This is a genomic window from Pseudenhygromyxa sp. WMMC2535, from assembly GCF_011083025.2.
On sequence record NZ_JABJWV010000001.1, the window covers coordinates 4,017,871 to 4,038,155 of the forward strand.

The 20,285-nt window shown below is 66.0% G+C and carries 19 protein-coding genes; 14 read left to right on the plus strand and 5 right to left on the minus strand.

Features of this window, described 5'->3' with window-relative positions; all coding sequences use genetic code 11:
• The first annotated feature begins 26 nt into the window (after window positions 1–26).
• Both G6O69_RS15800 and G6O69_RS15805 read left to right on the plus strand, forming a co-directional pair.
• On the plus strand, window positions 27–710 hold the full coding sequence (locus G6O69_RS15800) for a hypothetical protein (RefSeq protein ID WP_172304328.1): 684 nt from the start codon (window positions 27–29) through the stop codon (window positions 708–710).
• Between the two features lie 1,089 nt (window positions 711–1,799).
• Window positions 1,800–2,453, plus strand: a complete 654-nt coding sequence (locus tag G6O69_RS15805; RefSeq protein ID WP_172304329.1) for a hypothetical protein — start codon at window positions 1,800–1,802, stop codon at window positions 2,451–2,453.
• A gap of 2 nt (window positions 2,454–2,455) precedes the next feature.
• Here G6O69_RS15805 and G6O69_RS40200 read toward each other — a convergent pair whose 3' ends face one another.
• Entirely contained in the window at window positions 2,456–2,674 is a 219-nt protein-coding gene (locus tag G6O69_RS40200; protein ID WP_255215792.1) for a hypothetical protein, read from the minus strand.
• Between the two features lie 95 nt (window positions 2,675–2,769).
• Here G6O69_RS40200 and G6O69_RS15815 point away from each other — a divergent pair, with 95 nt between their 5' ends.
• Window positions 2,770–4,122 (plus strand): PQQ-like beta-propeller repeat protein, encoded by a 1,353-nt coding sequence (locus tag G6O69_RS15815; protein WP_176396866.1) that lies wholly within the window; start codon window positions 2,770–2,772, stop codon window positions 4,120–4,122.
• 10 nt (window positions 4,123–4,132) lie between these two features.
• On the opposite strand, the gene G6O69_RS15820 is transcribed toward G6O69_RS15815, so the two are convergent.
• Complete coding sequence (locus tag G6O69_RS15820) at window positions 4,133–7,135, minus strand: DUF4157 domain-containing protein (protein WP_346017052.1); 3,003 nt, start codon at window positions 7,133–7,135, stop codon at window positions 4,133–4,135.
• Between the two features lie 81 nt (window positions 7,136–7,216).
• On the opposite strand from G6O69_RS15820, the gene G6O69_RS15825 reads away from it, so the two are divergent.
• The 6 genes from G6O69_RS15825 (at window position 7,217) to G6O69_RS15855 (ending at window position 12,906) form a co-directional block, all read left to right on the plus strand.
• Window positions 7,217–8,569 (plus strand): PQQ-like beta-propeller repeat protein, encoded by a 1,353-nt coding sequence (locus G6O69_RS15825; protein ID WP_176396868.1) that lies wholly within the window; start codon window positions 7,217–7,219, stop codon window positions 8,567–8,569.
• A 45-nt stretch (window positions 8,570–8,614) separates the two neighbouring features.
• Complete coding sequence (locus G6O69_RS15830) at window positions 8,615–9,208, plus strand: hypothetical protein (protein WP_176396869.1); 594 nt, start codon at window positions 8,615–8,617, stop codon at window positions 9,206–9,208.
• A gap of 724 nt (window positions 9,209–9,932) precedes the next feature.
• The gene (locus G6O69_RS15840; protein WP_176396870.1) at window positions 9,933–10,310 is read left to right on the plus strand and encodes a hypothetical protein; all 378 of its coding nucleotides are present in this window, start codon (window positions 9,933–9,935) and stop codon (window positions 10,308–10,310) included.
• Between the two features lie 43 nt (window positions 10,311–10,353).
• A complete protein-coding gene (locus G6O69_RS15845) occupies window positions 10,354–10,791 on the plus strand; it encodes a hypothetical protein (protein ID WP_172304336.1) in 438 nt (145 codons plus the stop codon).
• Window positions 10,792–11,087: 296 nt separating this feature from the next.
• Window positions 11,088–11,540, plus strand: a complete 453-nt coding sequence (locus G6O69_RS15850) for a hypothetical protein (RefSeq protein ID WP_172304337.1) — start codon at window positions 11,088–11,090, stop codon at window positions 11,538–11,540.
• A 55-nt stretch (window positions 11,541–11,595) separates the two neighbouring features.
• Window positions 11,596–12,906: a hypothetical protein gene (locus tag G6O69_RS15855; RefSeq protein WP_172304338.1), complete on the plus strand. Its 1,311-nt coding sequence runs from the start codon at window positions 11,596–11,598 to the stop codon at window positions 12,904–12,906.
• Window positions 12,907–12,910: 4 nt separating this feature from the next.
• Here the strand turns inward: G6O69_RS15855 and G6O69_RS15860 are convergent, their stop codons facing one another.
• Window positions 12,911–13,444, minus strand: coding sequence for a hypothetical protein (locus G6O69_RS15860; protein WP_176396871.1), 534 nt, complete (start codon window positions 13,442–13,444; stop codon window positions 12,911–12,913).
• Window positions 13,445–13,650: 206 nt separating this feature from the next.
• Between G6O69_RS15860 and G6O69_RS15865 the strand changes: the two genes are divergently transcribed.
• Together G6O69_RS15865 and G6O69_RS15870 are read left to right on the plus strand one after the other, a co-directional pair.
• Window positions 13,651–14,355, plus strand: a complete 705-nt coding sequence (locus G6O69_RS15865; protein WP_172304340.1) for a hypothetical protein — start codon at window positions 13,651–13,653, stop codon at window positions 14,353–14,355.
• A 19-nt stretch (window positions 14,356–14,374) separates the two neighbouring features.
• Window positions 14,375–15,808 (plus strand): hypothetical protein, encoded by a 1,434-nt coding sequence (locus tag G6O69_RS15870; protein ID WP_172304341.1) that lies wholly within the window; start codon window positions 14,375–14,377, stop codon window positions 15,806–15,808.
• Between the two features lie 66 nt (window positions 15,809–15,874).
• Here the strand turns inward: G6O69_RS15870 and G6O69_RS15875 are convergent, their stop codons facing one another.
• The gene (locus G6O69_RS15875; RefSeq protein WP_172308248.1) at window positions 15,875–16,300 is read right to left on the minus strand and encodes a transposase; all 426 of its coding nucleotides are present in this window, start codon (window positions 16,298–16,300) and stop codon (window positions 15,875–15,877) included.
• A gap of 140 nt (window positions 16,301–16,440) precedes the next feature.
• Here G6O69_RS15875 and G6O69_RS15880 point away from each other — a divergent pair, with 140 nt between their 5' ends.
• Complete coding sequence (locus G6O69_RS15880) at window positions 16,441–17,595, plus strand: methyl-accepting chemotaxis protein (RefSeq protein WP_176396872.1); 1,155 nt, start codon at window positions 16,441–16,443, stop codon at window positions 17,593–17,595.
• Entirely contained in the window at window positions 17,592–17,756 is a 165-nt protein-coding gene (locus tag G6O69_RS15885; protein ID WP_176396873.1) for a hypothetical protein, read from the plus strand. Before G6O69_RS15880 ends, G6O69_RS15885 begins: the two co-directional genes overlap by 4 nt.
• 273 nt (window positions 17,757–18,029) lie before the next feature.
• On the opposite strand, the gene G6O69_RS15890 is transcribed toward G6O69_RS15885, so the two are convergent.
• Window positions 18,030–18,731 carry a hypothetical protein gene (locus G6O69_RS15890; protein WP_176396874.1) on the minus strand — a complete coding sequence of 234 codons (702 nt, stop codon included), beginning with the start codon at window positions 18,729–18,731 and terminating at the stop codon, window positions 18,030–18,032.
• A 187-nt stretch (window positions 18,732–18,918) separates the two neighbouring features.
• On the opposite strand from G6O69_RS15890, the gene G6O69_RS15895 reads away from it, so the two are divergent.
• Window positions 18,919–20,277 carry a DNA polymerase IV gene (locus G6O69_RS15895; protein WP_176396875.1) on the plus strand — a complete coding sequence of 453 codons (1,359 nt, stop codon included), beginning with the start codon at window positions 18,919–18,921 and terminating at the stop codon, window positions 20,275–20,277.
• Window positions 20,278–20,285: the final 8 nt, after the last annotated feature.

A 20,285-nucleotide genomic window follows, 5' to 3' on the forward strand; every position in this document is an offset into this window, starting at 1 on the left:
GTGTGTTCATGCTAGAGCTTGGCGCCATGACCGAGCTTCGCGGGCGCTTCGTGTTCCTCCTCCGACTCACGGGCTGGCTGACCGACGACGTCGTCGACCGGGTCGAGGCCGAGAGCCTGATCGACGTCGCCGAGCGCTTTCCGGATGAGGACCCGAGCGCAACCATCACGCACCGGCGGCTGAGCGACGCCGAGCTCGCCCGCTGGACGAGCGCCGTGGCGGTCCCCGAGGCGCCGTTCCTCGGGCCGGTGTTCGCCGGGTTCGAGGTCGAGCTCGAGCACGACGAGATCGGGGCTCACGTGAGGGTGATCGAGGCCCTGGCTGACGCCGCGAGGGCCGCGAGCGGGACCGTGATTCGGGTCGAGGACGGCGAGCTCCGCCACGCGATCGATCGCGTGAGCTTCGCGGCCGAGGAGCTCGTCGCCGACAGCTGCTTCGGGGAGGGGCGGCTCCTGCGACTGCCACACGACGAGACCTACGAAGCCCACGTGCGCGAGGCCGTCGCGCGGACCTTCGCCGAAGCAGCCGTCGCGGTGGACTATGTCTACTCGACGGGGGGTGGCGACCACGTCAAGCTGTGCTTCGGCCGTCACTTCGGCCGTCAGCGCCTGGACCTCGCCCGGCGCCTGCGCGGCCACGAGCTGCAGGTGTTCGCCGAGGCGCTGGGGCTCGAGGATCGCTCGTTCTGGCGTGGACGCGTCGCTCGCTGAGCTCGAAGCCAATGGCCTGAAGCTGCGCGACCAAAGCGATCGGAAGCTCCCGCGACCCGGCGATGACCTCGTCCGCGATGCCCCACGCGGAGCTTCGCTGCGTGAAGCACGCGACCTGATCTGGCCGCGGCGAGGGAGGCACGGCCAGGGGTCGGGTTGCTGATCGTGAGATAAGCGCTGGAGTTGTTCGTCGTCTCGAGGAGGGGTTGTTGGGGCCTCACACAGCGAGCGAGCTCTCGTTCCCGCCGAGGCGGCCGAGGCGGCCGAGGCGCCCGGAAGCGTTCCCGGTGCCGTGATGGGACACGCCTGATATGCGCGAAGGGCGCTGGTATGTTTCATGCGGTTGGAGTTCCTACACACGAGCTTCCGTTGAAGGTCGAGGGTCAGCTCGCCGACCTCGTCCATGAACAGAGTCCCGGTGCTAGCTTCCTCGGCTTTTCAGAACTATTTCGGGGTGAGAGCGATCCTTCCACCGCCTAGCGTCACCACTGAAATGCAAGCCATGGAACACCCAAGCTTCAAGTCAGCCCATCTCGACGCAGAGTTGCTCCCCGTCAGGATGTGCAACGAGCAGGTCTACTGCGAGCGTCTCTTTCACCTCGAGCACGTCCAGGGATCTTCGTCGAATCCGCCGATACCGTCGCTGGCCGAGCGGAGCACTAGCGAGCCGCCCGTCGGGGCCGACGCTCCAGGCGCTCCGCGAGCGACGAGCTGCTGCCGTGGCCTGTCATCCCACGAACCTGGCTCCCCCCTTTCAGTCGGGGCGAAGGGCGAATGCCCCAGCGCGACGAGCTGAGGTCCAAGAATATGAGCGACCAACGCGCCAAACGGAATGGAATCCTGTTCGCTCTGGTCTTTGTCAGCCCAATTCTATGTGGAGTGCCAGCGTCTGTCTGTAGCCAGATGACAAGCGGCGCGACGAGCGAGTCCGCAGCAACACAAACCCGTGCCACAGCGGCCAAGAACACGCCCCCCGCCACCACCGCCGAGATGGCGGTAGGACCCGGTCTTGAGCCTCCCCGAGTTGAGGAGCAATCGCCAATCGAGAGCAGCGAAACCAAGACCCCAGTCCCAACCGCTGACATCGCCGTGGAGGAAGAGGACGAACTTCCGGAGCAGGAGAGCGGGAGCGAATCCGCCGATCAACCCGAGCCGGATTGCGATGCATTCGTGGTTCAGGAAGGGAGGAACGAACCCAGGTTCAGCGGATTGCGTGGATTCGTCATGGGGAGCATCCCATCAACCTACACCAACAAGCTCCCCAAGAATAATTGGAAAGCGCGGGTTCATGTCCAGACAGGCCCGGAAAACTACAAGCCCACAAACAAGACTGTCGCGCACAAGACGCCGATCGTCGTGGAGCAGCAAGTCCTTCGACACCATGGATGGGGCAACTACACGGGAGTGCTACTCGTGCGGGAAGTCGGCGGAACCGATTATTTTTACATCGACAAGAGGAACTTCGTTGCAACCCCCTACTGGACGTGCGGGGTAAACAAAGCCTCCAGCCGCGGCTGGCCATTCATTGCCGAAGTCGTCTCAAACGCCAAGGGCTTGGACTCGGACGGAGATTGGGTTTCGGTCAAGAAGGGGACACAGGTGCTATGCAGCAGTAGTTCTCGGACTACTCACCTTGGCCGGAAGCGGGGGTTCGTCGCCTGCGAAACCTATCGAATGTGGAAGTTGGGCTATGGAGGAACATCGGTTGAGTACAACCCTGAAGACCTCAGGGTGATCTACTAATCCTAAATCCAGTGCATAGGCTCCAGCGCAGCGGCGTGAAAGGGGAAGCGGAGATCTACGCCGATGTCGTTGTTCTCGACTCGCTCGACTTCATCGGTCGACTCGCCGCCCTGATCCCGCCGCCGAGTTTCCACATGATCCGCTACCACGGTGTGCTCGCTGGTCATGCCAAAAGGGGTCGTGGAGAAACCCAGCCGCCTCGTGGGCAGCCAGGTCGACATCGCGGCTGATCCATGTGTTGCACGCATTTTAGCCGCTCAGAGATCACCCCACCGGCCCTTGTTGATGGCGTCGCAACAGCGGTGTACGATCGCTCGTGTCACTTGGTCCATCGAGGCTGGTGCTGGCGCTGATGCCGTTGATCGTCGGCGTGGCCTGCGGGGACGGAGCGAGGCCGTCGGGTGGGGCGGCGCCGGCCGCCGAGGATGTACTCGAGAACGCGCCGGCGCCCGAGAATCCACCCGAGACCGCGCCGGCACCCGAGGCCGCGCGGGCACCCGACAGCACGCCGCTCCCCCTGCCCGTCGGCGAGGGACCGAGCCTGTGGCAAGCTCCCGCCCACCCAGCCAGCTGGAAACCAAAGCGCCTCCACCCCCAGTCCAAGAAAGCGCGCTGGCAGCCCGCGTGGGTGCAGACCCACCCCTACCACCGCGTGGAGCCCTTGGCCCTGGCCTGGCGCGGCCCCGACGAGCTCCTCGCCCGCGGTGCGTTCGAGCTCCGCGACGCCATGATGCGCTACGACGGTCAGGGCCGGCTACTGGCCACCATGGACCTCTCGGGCATCGACATCGCCGGCTGCGATCTCGGCTCGCCAGTGGTGGCGTCGAACCTGGTGGCGATCGCCGTGGGCGACGAGGGCTGGTTTGCGACCACGCTCCAGTGCATGGACGGCCACGACGGACTGCTGATCTTCGATCATGACGGTCGACTCACGGCCTCGCTGAAGCTGGGAATGGCGACCACGACCAAGCTTCTGGCGCTGGGTCGCCGGCTGTTCGTGCTCACGCGCGACCTGTCGGCGAACCTCGGTGAGCTCGTGGCCTACGACCTCGACGGTCACGCGCGCTGGCGTCGGTCGTTCGCGTTCGCGCCCAGGGTGCTGAGCGCCTGGGCGGACGCGGTCGTCGTCGACGAGGACCTGCGGCGACTGATCTCGCTGGACATCGACACCGGGGACGAACGCGCGACCTTCGACGTCGACGGCATCTGGATGGCGGCCGTCGCCATCGACGGCGGACCGCGAGCGGGTCAGCTGGCCGTGTTCGGCTCCGCGCCGCTCGTCCTCGGCGCCCCAACAAACGAGGACGAGCCGCAGACGACCCTGCGCTTCCTCTCCAGCACCGGAGAGACCCTCCTCAGCGAGCGCACCGTGGCGCTGCCGCCCGCGATCTCATCGTGGAATGCCGCCTCCGCGAGCCCGTCGGGGGCGATGCTGGCGATGACCGCGGTACCCTTCGAGCTCGTCGTCCTCGACAGCGAGGGCGAGCTGCTCGGCTCGGTCTCCTCGGGGCTGCTGGCCTTCGCCGCCGTCGAGCTCGAGGGTCGGCTGCGGATCGCCCTGAGTCGCAGGAGCAACCCGGAGCTTCACAACTTCAGAGACGACTTGCCCGAGGTCGGACCCGCCTCCGAGCCGCTGATCATCCGTGAGTTCGCGCTGGCTTCGCCGTAATCGGCTCGGATCAGCCAAACACCTTGGCGATGATATCGTCGAGCGTAGGCAGGGACGGCTTGGTCTCCGCCTTCTTGGCGGCCGGCGCTTCGCGCTTGGGTACGCCGAGGAAGGTCCCCCAGCTGGAGTCGGTGTTGCCGACATCGCGGAAGCCCCCGCCTCCAGATCCTTTCCGATCGAGCAACTCCCAGGGGGCACGCGACGGAAGAATTGTCCCGCTCTTGGAGTGGGCGTCCGAACCAACACGCACATCCCATTGCTTCTCCAGCTTGGACAGCGGTCGCTTGCGTAGCTGGGCGACGTTGAGCGCGCCCTCGGTATGGTCGGGGTTCTCCGGTTCAAAGGTAATCAGCTGGCCGCGATAGGGAGGGAAGGCCACGGTCGCCTCATGCTTCCACCACAGATGTTGCAAGCCGTCTGGCCCAGTCCTCGAGATCGGGCATTGCCCCGAAGCGGACCCGTCGGCGCAAGCATTGGGAACCTTGTACGTATAGGGGCTCTCAACAAAAGTCGCAAACTTCGGCGATGAAGGTTTGTCAGCACCATTCTCTTCACCCTTTTTATCTTCGTCACTTTCCTTCGGCGCATCAGGCTTCTTCTCGAACACGAAGGGAGTCTTCTCCTCCGTCGTCAACTCGAAGTATGCACGATAGTCCACCCGATTCTCGGGGTTGGGTTTCCGCTTGCTCCAATCGAGCCAGAACAACGCCGCGCACGGAACCAACTGCGCCGATGGATCACTGACGACATGAAGCCCCCCACGTGCAAGAGCAAATTGTTTCGCGTTGCCAGAGAGCCCGCCGGGCTGGACGCGGCCGCACTTCGCCTGTGTGAGTTCGGCGATCTCGTTGCAGACGGCCTCGTTGAGCATGAAGTTTGGCTCTCGAACTGGGTTTTCCGCGGTAATTTTGTCATCTTCGCTGGTAACCGTTCCGACCGCCATCTTTCGCCACGACACCGCGCCCCGCTGCATCCACTCCTGCATGTGTCGGCGCCAGCGGCCGGCCTTGTTGCCGCTGATGCGATTGTCACTGGCGTAATCATACACCAGGCGGCCCTTGCTGTCAGCGGTCAGGTACTTGTTGTACTTACTGGCGACATCATTGTAGTACGAGTCCTGCAAAAACAGCTGAGTATTGAGCACGGTCTGGACCCACGCAAAGTCGGGATAGTCAGCGGTCTCGCCAGGGCCGGACGTTCGTCGCAGTTCGACGAGGTAGGTCAGCGCGGCACCTGGCTGCATCTCCGAGATGGCCGCGAGCACCTTGCCTGGGTTGCCGCCGACGCTGCCGGGGTAGTGGGTGACCATCTTCGTGTCTTTGAGATTTTTGAAGTACTTGGCTTCATTTGTCTTCAGCTTACTCTTCCTCGACAGTTCGAAGAGCAGGGTGTCGGCGACGAGGAGCTTGACCAAGCCGCGAGGATCGAGCCAGGAGCCGTGGGCGGATCCCCACTCGGTCCCGGCGAATTCGAGTACGCTGAGGACGACGAAGTCTTGCATCAGCTGTGGATCCGCGACGGCGACCTCCTCGATGAACGTGGTCATCTCGTCGACGCTCATCGTGTCGAGCTTGCGCGCGACCATGAGCTTGAGATAGAGCTTGCGGATATCTTCCGACGTCGCCTTCCGGTCGGGATCGGGGGCGAACTCGATGACCGGACAGTAGGGAATGATCGCGCTGGCGATGACCTGCTCGAGATCGTGGTTGCGGATGGTGGCCTTGAGCGGTTTGGACATGCCCTTCGTCCGCCACTGCCGCGGTTTGTTCGTGGGCAGGAACGTGAACCCAACCTCGGTAGCGGCAGCCTTGGCCTCGTCGATGGCCGTGAGCTCGGTCTCATACAACTTGTTGAGCGTGACCATGTCATTGAAATAGGGCGAGATGACATCATTGAGTATCGCCTCGGTCTCATGCAACTTCTTGTACTGATCACTGTTCTTCAATTCATCGGTCGCAGCCGCCACCTTCACGGCCTTCTCCTTCCGCAGGCGCTCGTAATTCGTCTCGTTTTCGAGATTTCCTTTCTTTTTTGCAGCACGAGCGAGACTCGGATAGGTCTTTTCCACCCAGGTCTGTGCAGAGACCAGGCTCTGATTTCCCAGGCCACGGAGCCTACCTCGCTTCGTCATTAGATCATTGACTTTCTTGGTCTGCGATTTGTAGTCTTTTTGCAACTCGAGCATGTACTCAGAATTGATCAAGCCATCGAGCGCAAAGAGCTTCTGCATGATCGCCATGTCGTAGGCCTCGGCCGCCATGCAGTGATGGGTGAGCCTGTCGGTCGAGTTCTTCAGGAGATCTCGGTAGCTTTCCTTGAGCCCTTCATGATAGTCTGGATTGAAGAACCCCTGCTCCTCCCACTCGGATGTCAGGCGATCAAAGTACAGCTTGATTGAGTCCTTGAGTCCATTTTCACGATCGGTATAATTGCGATCCTGTACGCGCTGGAGCTTATAAGCGTCGCTGGGGCTGCTCTCGAGGGCCGGGTTGGAAGGCTTGCTGTCATATGCCTCGGGCGCCTCGACGGGAGCGATGGTCGTGTATTTGCTATTCGCCCGCTGGATGCGTGGTGCGACGTCTCCGCGGGTCTGCTGACCGACGTGGGCGACCTCGTGCGCTAGCGTGCGAAGGTTCTGCGGCTGGCTCAAGTCCGCGCTCGACCTCGACATGAAGACGTGATTGGAGACCGTGAAGGCCGCGGTGTTGAGGCGAGCGCAGGTGTGGTCGGAGAAGCCGTCGTCATGGACGATGACCTCCTGCGCGGGAGCTGCCGTGGGCCCGGTCACCTGTGCCTTGACCGAGGGAGAGAGGCGCTGACCCTGGGAGTTCGCGCGCAGCGTCGAGGCCGACGTCTGAACGGTTCGGGCTCGGGGGGTCGGGGGTTTTTGGACGAGTGGCGCGCGTGCCATTTCTCGATGATCTTGAACACGGGTCTCTTCCACAACGGCCTGGGGTCGTGGAGAAACCCAGCCGCCTCGTGGGCAGCCAGGTCGACATCGCGGCTGATCCATGTGTTGAACGCATTTTAGCCGCTCAGAGATCACCCCACCGGCCCTTGTTGATGGCGTCGCAACAGCGGTGTACGATCGCTCGTGTCACTTGGTCCATCGAGGCTGGTGCTGGCGCTGATGCCGTTGATCGTCGGCGTGGCCTGCGGGGACGGAGCGAGGCCGTCGGGTGGGGCGGCGCCGGCCGCCGAGGATGTACTCGAGAACGCGCCGGCGCCCGAGAATCCACCCGAGACCGCGCCGGCACCCGAGGCCGCGCGGGCACCCGACAGCACGCCGCTCCCCCTGCCCGTCGGCGAGGGACCGAGCCTGTGGCAAGCTCCCGCCCACCCAGCCAGCTGGAAACCAAAGCGACTCCACCCCCAGTCCAAGAAAGCGCGTTGGCAGCCCGCGTGGGTGCAGACCCACCCCTACCACCGCGTGGAGCCCTTGGCCCTGGCCTGGCGCGGCCCCGACGAGCTCCTCGCCCGCGGTGCGTTCGAGCTCCGCGACGCCATGATGCGCTACGACGGTCAGGGCCGGCTACTGGCCACCATGGACCTCTCGGGCATCGACATCGCTGGCTGCAAAGCCGGCTCGCCGGTGGTGGCCTCAGGCCTGGTGTCGCTCGCGGTCGGCGACGAGGGCTGGTTTGCGACCACGATCCATTGCATGAATGACCGCTACGCGCTGCTGATCTTCGATCATGACGGTCGACTCACGGCCTCGCTGGCGTTGGGACCGGGGACCACGACCAAGCTTCTGGCGCTGGGTCGCCGGCTGTTCGTGCTCACGCGCGACTTGTCGGCGAACCTCGGTGAGCTCGTGGCCTACGACCTCGACGGTCACGCGCGCTGGCGTCGGTCGTTCGCGTTCGCGCCCAGGGTGCTGAGCGCCTGGGCGGACGCGGTCGTCGTCGACGAGGACCTGCGGCGACTGATCTCGCTGGACATCGACACCGGGGACGAACGCGGGACCTTCGACGTCGACGGCATCTGGATGGCGGCCGTCGCCATCGACGGCGGACCGCGAGCGGGTCAGCTGGTCGTGTTCGGCTCCGCGCCGCTCGTCCTCGGCGCCCCAACAAACGAGGACGAGCCGCAGACGACCCTGCGCTTTCTCTCCAGCACCGGCGAGACCCTCCTCAGCGAGCGCACCGTGGCGCTGCCGCCCGCGATCTCATCGTGGAATGCCGCCTCCGCGAGCCCGTCGGGGGCGATGCTGGCGATGACCGCGGTACCCTTCGAGCTCGTCGTCCTCGACAGCGAGGGCGAGCTGCTCGGCTCGGTCTCCTCGGGGCTGCTGGCCTTCGCCGCCGTCGAGCTCGAGGGTCGGCTGCGGATCGCCCTGAGTCGCAGGAGCAACCCGGAGCTTCACAACTTCAGAGACGACTTGCCCGAGGTCGGACCCGCCTCCGAGCCGCTGATCATCGGTGAGTTCGCGCTGGCTTCGCCGTAATCGGCTCGGATCAGCCAAACACCTTGGCGACGCGCTGCCGCTTATATGGATGTTCGCCGGGGCAATCGTGATGAGTTCATCGAGTTGACCGTGCCCTCGGTGGTTCCCAATGTTCAGGGAGCCGACCAGGAAGAGCCGCAAGCAGCAGATGACGGCGAGGGGGAGACCTTTCGTGCGGAGGGGATCATCGGCTCGGATGATCGGGAGATTCGCAGCGCATATAGTGGTCACTCGATGACCAGCGTGAAACAGTCCTGGGTCAGGATTGGTGGGCTGCCACCAGATGGCTGGGATCTCGAAGACAGTGATATCGATAATACCTCGGGGACGGCCACGAAGATCGGGCCGCGTCATCTCCTCACTGTCGGTCATGCGGTCTGGGCGAACGGGTTCTTCTATCCCAAGGACTGGTGGGCTGGGGAGGATGGTGTCGCTGCAACTAGTGTGCGCGGCAGAGGACTTGAAGGGTCCCAGGCGCCGGACCGCCGGTTGCTGACGAGGCGCGAGGAGGGAGTTTGTCGGGCACAAATGACTGACGAGCAACGAAGTCAGCGGCCGGTGCTCCAAGCCTGGGGCCCTTCAAGTCCTCTGCCGCGCACACTAGTGGCGTGGCGGTCGACGATACGCCGAATGGTGTGAAGAATGTGTCGTGGTACTTCATCGCGCCGAAGTGGTATGAGGAAGAAAGGAGCTCTCATGACTTTGCAGTTCTCGTTCTCTACGACAACGCTTCGAGTGCTCAGTTTCCAAGCTTTGGATTCAAGGAGGACTATGCGCTGGCCGGGGAGTCTGTGTGGAACTTTGGAATTCCCTCGTCAGGGAACAGCTGTGTGGATTCGCCTCTCACCGATGATAACTGTCGCTCATCAATGTATGGCCATCTGAAGTCGGTCCGTCGGACGGAGATTTCATACGTTTTTACGGCTCATGATATGCAATTGGGTCATAGCGGTGGGCCGGTGTACAAATGGGATGGAGGGAGGCGGAGCATTGTGGCGATTGTGAAGGGCAAGTACTCGGCCGTGGAGAGTCGGAATCTCAGGATCCGAGGCTTTGTCTTCGACACGCTAGTCTCGGCCATGAACGCTCATCCGAGTTCGTTTTGCGGCGCTTACGAGTGGACTGGGCCGGGCTGCAAATGACGACGCGCAGGTCCCTGACCGCCTGTAGCCTCGCGATAGCGTTCTCGGCGCTAGCGTGTGGCGAAAAGGTCCTCGAGTGTCAAGAAGAAGATCCGCTCATTATTCACGACCCCGTCTGCGTCGAGTACTGCGCCTGGTACGAGCGGAACGGCTTCCGTTCATGTAGCTGTCTACAGGACTGCGAGGATGTGCTAGCAACGGGACGGATGCTTGGAGGGGACGTGTGCGAGGCAGCCACCATCGCGGTGCTTCAATGTGCGTCGGCCAACCCACCAGAGCGAGAGTGGGACGCTTGCTCCGAGACTTTCGCGGCGATGTGGGACTCTTGCGCGCAGGCGCGACACAAGCGGCCGGGCTCGGGTGTCTGCCACGCCTTCTGCGACTTCGCAGAGTTTTGCGGCTACGACAACTACGAGCCCGGCGGCTTTTGCTACGTGAACTGCTGGTCCAACCTCGACATCGACGCGTCCCAAGGGTGCTTCGCCGAGGGGGTGGCGATCAACGCCTGCGTCATCGACTACCTCGAGGACGGCTGCCACCGCGTCGGCCGCAAGTGCAAGGCCGAAGAAGATGCATGGGAGGCGTGCGTGAGCTGGTGACCCGCCTCGCGCTCGCTGGTAAAGTCGTCCCCCAGGAGACCGCATGCGATTCAGAGCCTTCACCCTCACCTGTCTGCTACTGCTCCCCGCCAGCTGCAAGGACGACTGCGACTGCCTACCCGATCGCACCATCCTCAGCTTCACCCTCGCCGACGGCGAGTTCGCGGCGGGCAGCTACACGGTCGAGCTCCGCGTCGACGGCGAGCTCCGAGCCACCTGCAGCTCGGTCTTCGCCGACAGCCCGCAGGACCAGGTGAGCTGCGATGACCCAGCTGTCGAGGTCGACCAGGGCCGCGCGCGGATCAGCGCGGAGCTGCCCGAGTTCGATGAGGGCGCCTCGATCAGCGTCGAGCTCCGCGATGAGCAGAGCGCGGCGTGGGCCGGCTCCGCCATGGTCGAGGCTCAGGGCTACAGCGCCTGGACCTGCGCCTGCTGGCAGGGGATGGCCGAGGGCGAGTTGGCCCTGTCTGCGGGCGGGTAGAGCCGGCATTTCGCGCTTCGCGAGCGCCGCGCTTTGGGATGCCGCCCCCTGATAGCCTGCCCCCACTTTGACCGAGGCCAGCGCAGTCGATCCGAGCCCCTCGCGCCCGCTGACCTATCTGGGCATCTTCGCGGTCGCGCTGTCGACCCTGATGCTCGAGGTCCTGCTGACCCGGGTCACCAGCGTGATCGCCTGGTACCACCTGGCCTTCTTCGTGATCTCCCTGGCGATGCTGGGCGTGACGGCGGGCGCTGTCTTGCGACGCCGGTCCGACCGCGACGCCGGAGACCGCCGAGGTGCGGCAGCCAGACACGGACGACGCGACGCCCGAGCCCGAGCCCGAGCCCGTCGGCGTGCTCACCACGCTCAGCGGTGGTCCGCCCGCGGGATGCCCCGCGCCGTCGGTGCCCACCTGCGCCGGCGAGCACACGCCTCTCGACATCGCGAGCCTGCTCGAGCAACGGCCGTCGGGCGTGGTCGAGGTCGCGGGAACGGCCGAGGAGACCGACACGGCCTGCACCAATTCCGCTCCGCCGAGCTGCGCCTCGTCGCTCGCGCTGCGTGACACCGGACGCGGACCCAAGCTGACCCTCGTCGCCGCCCCCGGAGGACCCAATCTGCGCTGTCACAACGGCTGCTGCGGGCTCGTGACCGGCGGGAGCGAGCGCTACCTGGCGACCGGAGAGCTCGCTCCCGATCCCGATCACCCCGCCGTGCTGCGCGCCACCTCGGTCTGCCGACTTCCCTGAGCCAGCCCGTGATCGGCTCGCTGCGCGCGCGGGCTCGGTCAACCATGATCGCCAGGTGAGGTCCACGACCCGAGCGCTGGGGGTCTTCGCGCTGCTGTGCACGGGCGTGCTCCAATCGTCGGGGTGCGAGCCAAGCCCACGAACGATCGCGGACCACCCCGAGCTCCCTGCGCCATCGAGTCCCGACGGAACGAGCACGGACGACGCCCTCTCCTGGGTTCTCGACGCCCGGCTGAGCTCGTGTGGCTGGATGCCGTGGTTCGTGTCGGTCGTGCGCGACTTCGACGAGGATGGCCGCGACGACCTGCTGCTGGGCTGCTCCAACGAGCTCACCGTGTCGTTTGGTGCGGCGAGCACCCTCGAGCCCGGCGTTCAGCTCGACGGGCTCGACAGGCTGGTCTACTCGGCCGCGTCGCTGACGCGCGGGGACCATCAGGCGTACCTGCTCGGGGGCGACAGGACGACGAGCGTGATCGTGGTCGAAGCCGAGCGCGGCGAGGGAGGCTGGGACACGAAGACCAGCCTCGTCGAGGTCGACGCGTGGCGCGACGACGCCGGCGAGGCGCGCCCAGGGCGGGTGCTGGTGCTCGACGATGGAGGAACGCTGCGCGAGGGGATCGCCTATGCGGCCGGACCCGGCGCGATCGTGGAGCTCGAGTGGCGCCGCGAGGCTGACCAGGCCGGAGCCGTACATGTCCTGCGCAGCTGGCCGGTGCCCGAGCTCGGTGAGTTCGATCGGCTCGCGCTCGTGGATCTGCGCGGCGATGGAGCGCCGAGCCTGGTCTTGCTCGCGCATCCCAAGCCGCGGACGAACCACTGTCGTCTGGCCGTCTTGGAGTGGCCGACGCGGCGAGACGCCGGGCGCCTCGACCTCGGCGAGGCCCGCGAGTACCTGGTCCCGCGCGCGTGCGAGAGCGTGCCGGTCGTCGGTGACGAGATCGGGCTCGCCCTTCACCTCGAAGGCGACAGCGTCGCGTTGCTGCGCCTCGACGACGACGGAGTCGACGCGCAGATCGAGCTCCCCGCGCGACGACACGACACGCTGGCGCTGCACGACACGACCCCGCTGGTGGTCTTCGGCCAGCGGTCGCAGCTCGACTCGAGTCGGCTGTGCCTGGAGGTCGTCGCCCGCCACCTCTCGGCCGAGCCGGGCGGCGAGGCCGTGTCTTCGAGCGCGGTCTCCAAGTTCCTCGTCGAGGACGGCGCCGTCACGGAGGTCCGCTCGCTGCCCCTGCCCGAAGGCCTGAGCCTCGGCGCCGTCGCGTACGGAGACTTTGATGGTGATGGCCGACCCGAGGCCCTATTCGTCGACCAGTACGATCCCCAGCATGTCGTCAGTCGGGCGCTGCGCCGCGGATGCGATTAGAGAGTCAGAGGTCGGATAGATCACCCGATAGGTCGAGGGCGGGCTTCTTCGGCTTGTTGGGCCCGACCTGGCCAAACTGACCGAGGAGGCTGGTGAAGCCGCGGGTTCGGCCTTCGCACGAGTCCCCGATCGCTACCCAGCTGCGGTCTGTGATCCGGCTGCGATTGTCGGCGATGTCGGGGCAGTAGCCGATCGTGCGGCTGAAGGCTCGCACGGTCACACACAGCGCCTTAGCGAGGGATTCCCCAAATGCGAAGCCGCCGCCCGCGTGGCAAGCGTAGATGTTGATCGCCGCGCCCGGCGCGAAGCGATTCGCCATGGACTCGGGATCCTCCGGCACGGTCTGGGTCTTTGCGGCTTCGAGATCGATCCTTCGGATCCGCTCGGTCTCGAAGTCGCCAATGTCCATCCACGATGTGAAGTCGACATCGACCCCGTGCGCAGTTGGAGTGATCTTGCCTGCAAGACCGAGGTAGTTCTTGTTTCCGTGGCCAACGATATTCAGCTCGGCGATCGAACCCGGCGATTTTGCCAACACGGCCTGGCGAACCTCCGCCCACGACCCGACCTCCATGGTCGATGCTTGCGCCGCGAGCGCTGGCGGAGGCGGGGCTGGGTCCGCGGCCGCCTCCGCGTCCGCGGCGGGTGATGCCCGGGCAACTCGAGCTGAGCTTCGCTACGTGAAGGGCCGATGGCGCCCGCGCTCGCCACGGTGGCCAGCTGAGCCGTGAGGATCTCGAGGGCGTGCTGGCCGACTGCGGCGATCCGGGAGCTCCCGATCCGGAGGCTCACGATCGCCTGGGCGGCAACTGCATCGTCTCGGCGATGACGGTCAAGAGCGTGATCTTCGAGCCCGAGGCCAGCCGGGTGTGGATCTCGACCGGCGTCGCGCCCACGGGCCTCGGGCCCTACGTCGACGTCGACTACTCCTGGGATGGCCCCGTCGGTCGCGTCGAGCTCCCGGCGTCGCCGGCTCTCGACGAGGGCCGCTGGGCCACGCCGCAGGCCGCAGCCATGCGTGGCTACGTGGCCGTGACCCGGGCCCACCTCGAGGGCGCCTCACCGATCGAAGTCCGGGCCATGCTCGAGCGAGTGGTCGCGGCCACGCCCAGCGGGCCCAACTACCGGTTCCTGGCGGCGATCTTCGCCATCTCGGCCGGGGACTTCGCCGGCGCGGCCCGGCACCTGGGCCGGGCTCTCGAGCGCGAGCAGGGGTCCTACCGTCGGGCCCTGTGCCTGCTGTGGCAGGCGCGGGCGCTGTCGGCCTGTGGTCGCGAGTCGGAGGCCGCGCGGGCTCGCAAGCAGCTGATCCGGGTGCCCGCGGTCGAGGGCGTGGCCGCGCTGCAAAAAGCCGGCGCCCGCGAGGCCGTGGGGGCGCTGTCGCGGCTGCGCACGGTGGTGCCCGACGTATTTTTGATAGACGCGGCGCTCCCCGGCGTCGGGGTCTGATTTTGGCTATGTTGTAGCGGTGACCAGCTTCTCCCTCGAGGTCCGTCATCTGGAGTGCCGCGGCTGCGGAGCCGCGCTGATCTTGGACGCCGGTGACCGGGTCCGCTGCAACTACTGCGGCGCCGAGTACCAGGTCGAGATGCATCGCGACGATGGCCGCGAGCCGCTGTCGCCGGCCGAGGACCTCGCCAGACTCTCGCGCTTGCGGGGCCAGCTCGAGCATCCGATCGTCGGTCATATCTACGACCTCGATGAGGTCCCGGCGGTGGCCCGGGCCCATGGGGGGGCGGCGGAAAAGCTCGAGAGTCTGTGGGTCAAGCTCAAGGATCCGGCCGTGGCGGGGACCGACTCGAGCGCAGAGCAGCACGCGCTGTGTTGGGCGGCGCTCCACTCGAGCCGGCTCATGCTCGCGGCTGGCGTGGGTGACCGTGCTCGCGCCCGGCTGGAGCTCGCGCTGGACCTGCTGCGTGATTCGGGCCACCGCCACCTGATTCGTTGCGCCCTCGCCGAGGCGGCTGTCGGCGTCGGTGAGCTCGACGCCGCCGAGGACTGGCTCGCCCACTGCGATCAGGCCGCGGAGGTCCTCGAGCTCGACACGGCCTATCGTTGGGCGCGGGTGCGCTGCCTCTTGGCACGGGGGCGCATCGCCGAGGTCGAGACCCTAGTCGGAGCCAGCGCCTCGGCGATCCCGGTCACCAAGAAACGCGAGGCCGACATGGGCCTGGTTCGCGCGCACTTGCAGGAGCTCGCCGGGGACATCGACGCGGCGATCGGCACCTATCATCGCATCGCAGTCCCTGGGCTCGCCACGCGGGCGCGGGCGCTGGGCCTGATACCCAAGAGCCGCCATCGGCTCAAGCAGCGCAAGCTGACGGCGAGATGCCAGCGGGCCATGCAGGAGCTCGCCGATCGCAAGAGCAAGACGGTGAGGGCGGGGCGCTTCATGTTCTCTGCCAATTTCGTGACGCTGGTGCTGGTGGTCCTTTTGTCGATCGTCGGCATGGCCACGGGCCGTGGCCCCCTCTTTGGACTGGAGGCCGACGCGCTGTGTGCCCACACTTGCGAGACCTGCACCGGGCCCTACAAGCTGCAAAATGTCCCCTGGGAGCCCTACTACGGGGCAATATGTGAGCGGCCCGTTACCAAGGAGATTCGGCGGTTCAACCAGTGGCATGAGGAGGTGGTGCCCGGGGGCGCCTGGACCCTGGGAGCGATGGCCTACCTGCTCTACCTGCCCCTGATCGTCCTGGGTCTGGCGCTGAAAAGGTTCTCCATGCGGGAGCAACGTCGAGCGAAGACCTTGGCCCTCGAGGAGAAGATCGCCTCGCTGCAAGCGCGGATTGAGCAGCCCGTGTCCACGCCGAAGCCTCCTTGGAAGCCCGCGCTGCTGATCAATGTGGCCGTGGTGGTCGTGGCGATCTCGCTGCTGGTGGTCAATCTCTTGCTTCGCTGAGATCGCCGACTAAGCGTTCGGCAGCGTCCAGGCGTCGACGCGGACACAGATGGCTCTCCTCAAGGTTTAGTGGGTCCAGAATGGGTAGATGTGGGCAGGATACGCATGAATGCCGCCACAGCATAGAAAGAGCATGGAGATGAGCGAGGCGGCCGAGTGGAAGCCGTAGGACCGGCGGGTGATCGTCCGGGCCTTGCCGTTGAGACCCTCGACGCGGCCGTTGTTGAGGCGGTCGCGGACGTACTCGAGGATGCCCTCGCGGTGCTGGCGTATGGTCCGCGCGAGCTTGACGAAGGGACGCAGGCGTGAGCGGCTGGCCCAGCTGAGCCACTCGTCGAGCTTGGACCGAGCGAGCCAGATGTAGCGGCAGTCGAGCACCGCAGCGAGAGCCTCCTCGAGCAAATAGGCCCGGTAGATGCGCTGGGTGGTCCGCTGGAGTTGGTCGAGCTTTCGGCTCTCGAAGTCGGTGAGGTTCCAGGGGTTCTTCAGCAGGGCCCACCAAGGTCACCAAGGTCGCGGCGGCCTCGGGCACCAAGTCCCTTGGGCGCAAGCTGAAAAAGGACGTCGCCAAGGGCGACATCGAGAGCTTCGGCAAGCACCTGGGCCATGGCGGCCTACGGCTCGGCAAGGACGTGACCAAGCTTGGCAAGCACACCGTGGTCACGGTGATCAACGTCGCCGGTGAGGCTGTGGAGTTCGTCCTCGACCGCACCGTGGCCCTCGGTAAGCTGATGTGGCAGCTGCTCGAGAGCCTCGGCGCCAAGCTGCTGAAGCTGCTCGAGTTCTTGATCGACCTGCTGCCCTGGAAGGCCATCGCCCAGACCCAAAAGCAGCTGCTCGAGGTGCTCGAGGGCGGCCTGGCGCAGCTCGCCGAGGGCGACATGAGCAAGATCGAGGCGGCCCTCGACAAGGGTCTGGCCCGGGTCGGCGACGAGGCGGGCGACGCCCTCGACGCGCTCACGCGCAAGCTCGGCGGCAAGGTCCACACCGGCAAGGGCGTGGCCGAGGTCGGGACCGAGGTGAGCAAGGTCGCCAAGGGGGTGGCCAAGGAGGTCGGCAAGGTCAGCGACAAGGTCATGGGCTGGCTGAGCAAGCCGCTCGAATACATCAACTGGCTGCTCAGCAAGCTGTTCTCCAAGATCCCCCTGGTCGATCAGATCGCCAAGGTCATGGCCAAGGCTGCCAAGCGGCTGGGCAAGGTCATCGCAGAGCTCGGCGAGGCCATGGTCGCGGCTGGCAAGGTGCTCCCCGAGGGGCTCGGGGCGGCGATCACCAACATCGCCGCGATCGCCAAGAAACCAGCGCAGGCGCCGGTTCTGCTGGCTAGTGCGCGCACCAGCTGGTCAAGAGCATCCTCGACGTGGGGGTGGGCGTGCTGCGCGGGGTCATCGGCGTCGTCTTTGGGGCGGTCGAGGAGGTTGCCAAGCTCGCCCTCGAGGTCGGCTCTCTCGACCTCTTCCCCGGCAAGAAGAAGAAGGGCGACTCGATCTTCGTCGACATCTACAATTTTGTCGTTGGCGGCAAGACCACCTTCTTCTCCGTGCTCACCTGGCTGCTGGCGATCCCCATCACGCTCATGCACCTCGCGGCCTTCGGCAAGCGGCCCAACTATCGCCTGCAAGCCAAGCGGGGCGGGCAGTCCGATGCCGAGAAGGCCCGGCTGTGGTCGGCCGGGATCTGCTCCTCGCTCGAGCTGCTGCGCAGCGGTCCGGGACGCCGGCCGCCGCAGGCGAAGATCGACTGGGCCAGGCGGCCGCGCTGCGATCCCAAGCTCGCGCGGGCAATGAAGCTGGGCCTCGGCGGGGACCAGCTCGAGGCAATTGTGCTGCTGCGCCTGGCGTGCGTGCGGGCGCCAAGGGGCTGGCCGCGCTCGTCGAGCGCCGCGCTCGGGCGGCCCGCAGGCGACGCTACGCGCTGCGAGTGCTGCCCGGAGGCGGCGCCGCGGTGATCGTCGGGCCCGCGCAGCTGCTGCGTGCGCTGCTGCGCGAGCCCGACGTCGCCTATCTACACGCGACGGAGCTCGACGTCGCTAGTGTGCGCGGCAGAGGACTTGAAGGGTCCCAGGCGCCGGACCGCCGGTCGCTGACGAGGCGCGAGGAGGGAGTTTGTCGGGCACAAATGACTGACGAGCAACGAAGTCAGCGGCCGGTGCTCCAAGCCTGGGGCCCTTCAAGTCCTCTGGCGCGCACACTAGCTGGCGGCCGTGGTGAGCAGGTGCGCCTCAGGACACGGTGTAGGTCACCTCGAAGCCGAAGGCCAACACTGTCATGGTCGAATACTCCAGGCCGAAACCAAGAGTGTAGCGATAGCCCGCCGAGACCGTGTGGGCGGGGTCGGTGTTCAGATAGACGGGGAAGGAGAACGCCCCGGGCGTGCTGGCGAGACCTGAACTCTGCCATTGCCCCTCGAAGCTCGGGCTGAAGTAGTCCGGCGCAAAGTGGGCGTTGCTGGTCCGCCAGATCGCGGCCTCCATGTAGGCGTCGCTGGAGTCGTCGTAGCCGTGGGCTGTCACCGAGTTGATCTTTGCGCCGCTGGGGAGCTCCAGCGGGCAGATGAAGGTGGTCCGGACATCGGGGGCCTCGGCCGTGATGGCGCAGGGGAATTCCGAGTCTCCGTTGGCTCGGGTCGTCGTGCCCCCCTCGCACCCGTTCAAATCACCCGAGATGGCGCCTCCTTGGGCGACACAGGAGAGCGCAGGGATGCTGATGCTATGGGTGCCAGGACCGAAGTTCTGGGCAGGAGGGGCGAAATCGTCGGAGGCGAGGAGTGGCCCAGACTTGGCGAGGAGCTCGCCTCCGGATGATCCGAGGACGATGGTGGGCTGGGCGTCTGGCGCGCTCAGTTGATCCGCAGAGGAGACCTCGATCGAGCGGTCTTGTTCGAATTGATAATCTTGATATTCATCGGTGTCACATGCTGCCAATGAGGAACAGACTGCCAGGGCCATGAACATGGGGGAGATGGTCTTTTTCATGGCTCGACTTGAACACAGATGGATGTTCGGATTCAACGTTTTGTTATTAATTAAATAAATATTGGTTTGTGAGATTTTTTTATATGGTTTTTTGTTGTTTTGATTACGTTTTAGTGAAGGCGGGCGATCGCCGAGCGTGCATCGAGCCCAGCTCGGGGCGCTCGATGTCACGGCGCGACCAGGTGCCTTGGCCTCGGCGCCCAGCGACGCACTCGGGACCGCGCTGGCTTCCACCATGGGCGGCCAGGCGGCTAGCCTGCGCCCCGTGTCTGCCTCGCGGACGATCCTCCACGTCGACATGGACGCCTTCTTCGCGTCCGTCGAGGCCAGGGACGATCCTTCGCTGCGTGGCCTGCCGCTGCTGGTCGGCTCCCCCGGCAAGCGCGGGGTGGTGGCCGCGGCCTCCTACGCGGCCCGCCGCTTCGGCTGCCACTCGGCCCAGCCCATGGCCGTGGCCCTGCGCAAGTGTCCCCAGGCCAGGGTCGTCCGCCCCCGCCACGGTCGCTACGTCGAGGTCTCGCGCGAGGTGTTTGCGATCTTCGAGCGCTTCACCCCGCTGGTCGAGGGCCTGTCCATCGACGAGGCCTTCTTGGATCTCAGCGGCACCGAGCGTCTCCATGGTCCGGCCAGGCGGGCGGCGGAGCAGATTCGTGCTGCGGTGCACAGCGAGCTGGGGCTGACCTGCTCGGTCGGTATCGCGAGCTGCAAGTTCATCGCCAAGATCGCCAGCGAGCGCGACAAGCCCGACGGTCTCACGCAGGTCCCGGCCGGGGAGGAGCGCGCGTTCTTGGAGCCGCTGCCCGTGCGCGCGCTGTGGGGCGTGGGCCCGCGCACGGCCCAGACCCTGGCTCGCTATGGCGTGGAGACCATCGGCGACATCGCTCGCCTGGGCGAGCTCACCTTGGTCCGCGAGCTCGGCGAGCACGGTCGCCACCTGCACGCGCTCAGCCTGGGCATCGATCCGCGGCCGGTCGTGCCGGGGCGCGAGCGCAAGCAGGTCGGCCACGAGAACACATTCGAAGACGACCTGAGCACGCGGGCGCAGATCGAGGACTGGATGCTCCAGCAGGCCACGCGGGTGGCGGATCGCCTGGTCGCCAAGGACCTGCGCGGGCGCAAGGTCCAGATCAAGCTGCGCGACGTCAGCTTCACCACCTGGACGCGGCAGGCGACCTTGGCCCGGCCGACCCGCGACGCCCGAGAGATCTTCGCGGCCGCCCGCGCGCTCCTCGACAAGCTCGAGGCCGAGGGCAAGCTCGAGGGCGGGCGCTTTCGCCTGACGGGGGTCAGCGTGGGAGAGCTCGTCGAGGGCAAGGGCGAGGGCCGTGAAGGCGGCGGCGAGCAGCTCGCCCTGCTCGGCCTCGGGGGAGCGGCGCAGGCCGAGGCCGCGGCGAAGGAGCAGGCCGGCGAGGCGATCCAGGACGTGCTCAGCGAGGTCCGGCGGCGCTTTGGCGGGCGAGCGCTGCGGCCCGGCGGGGTGCGCGAGGACGACTGAGCGAGGCG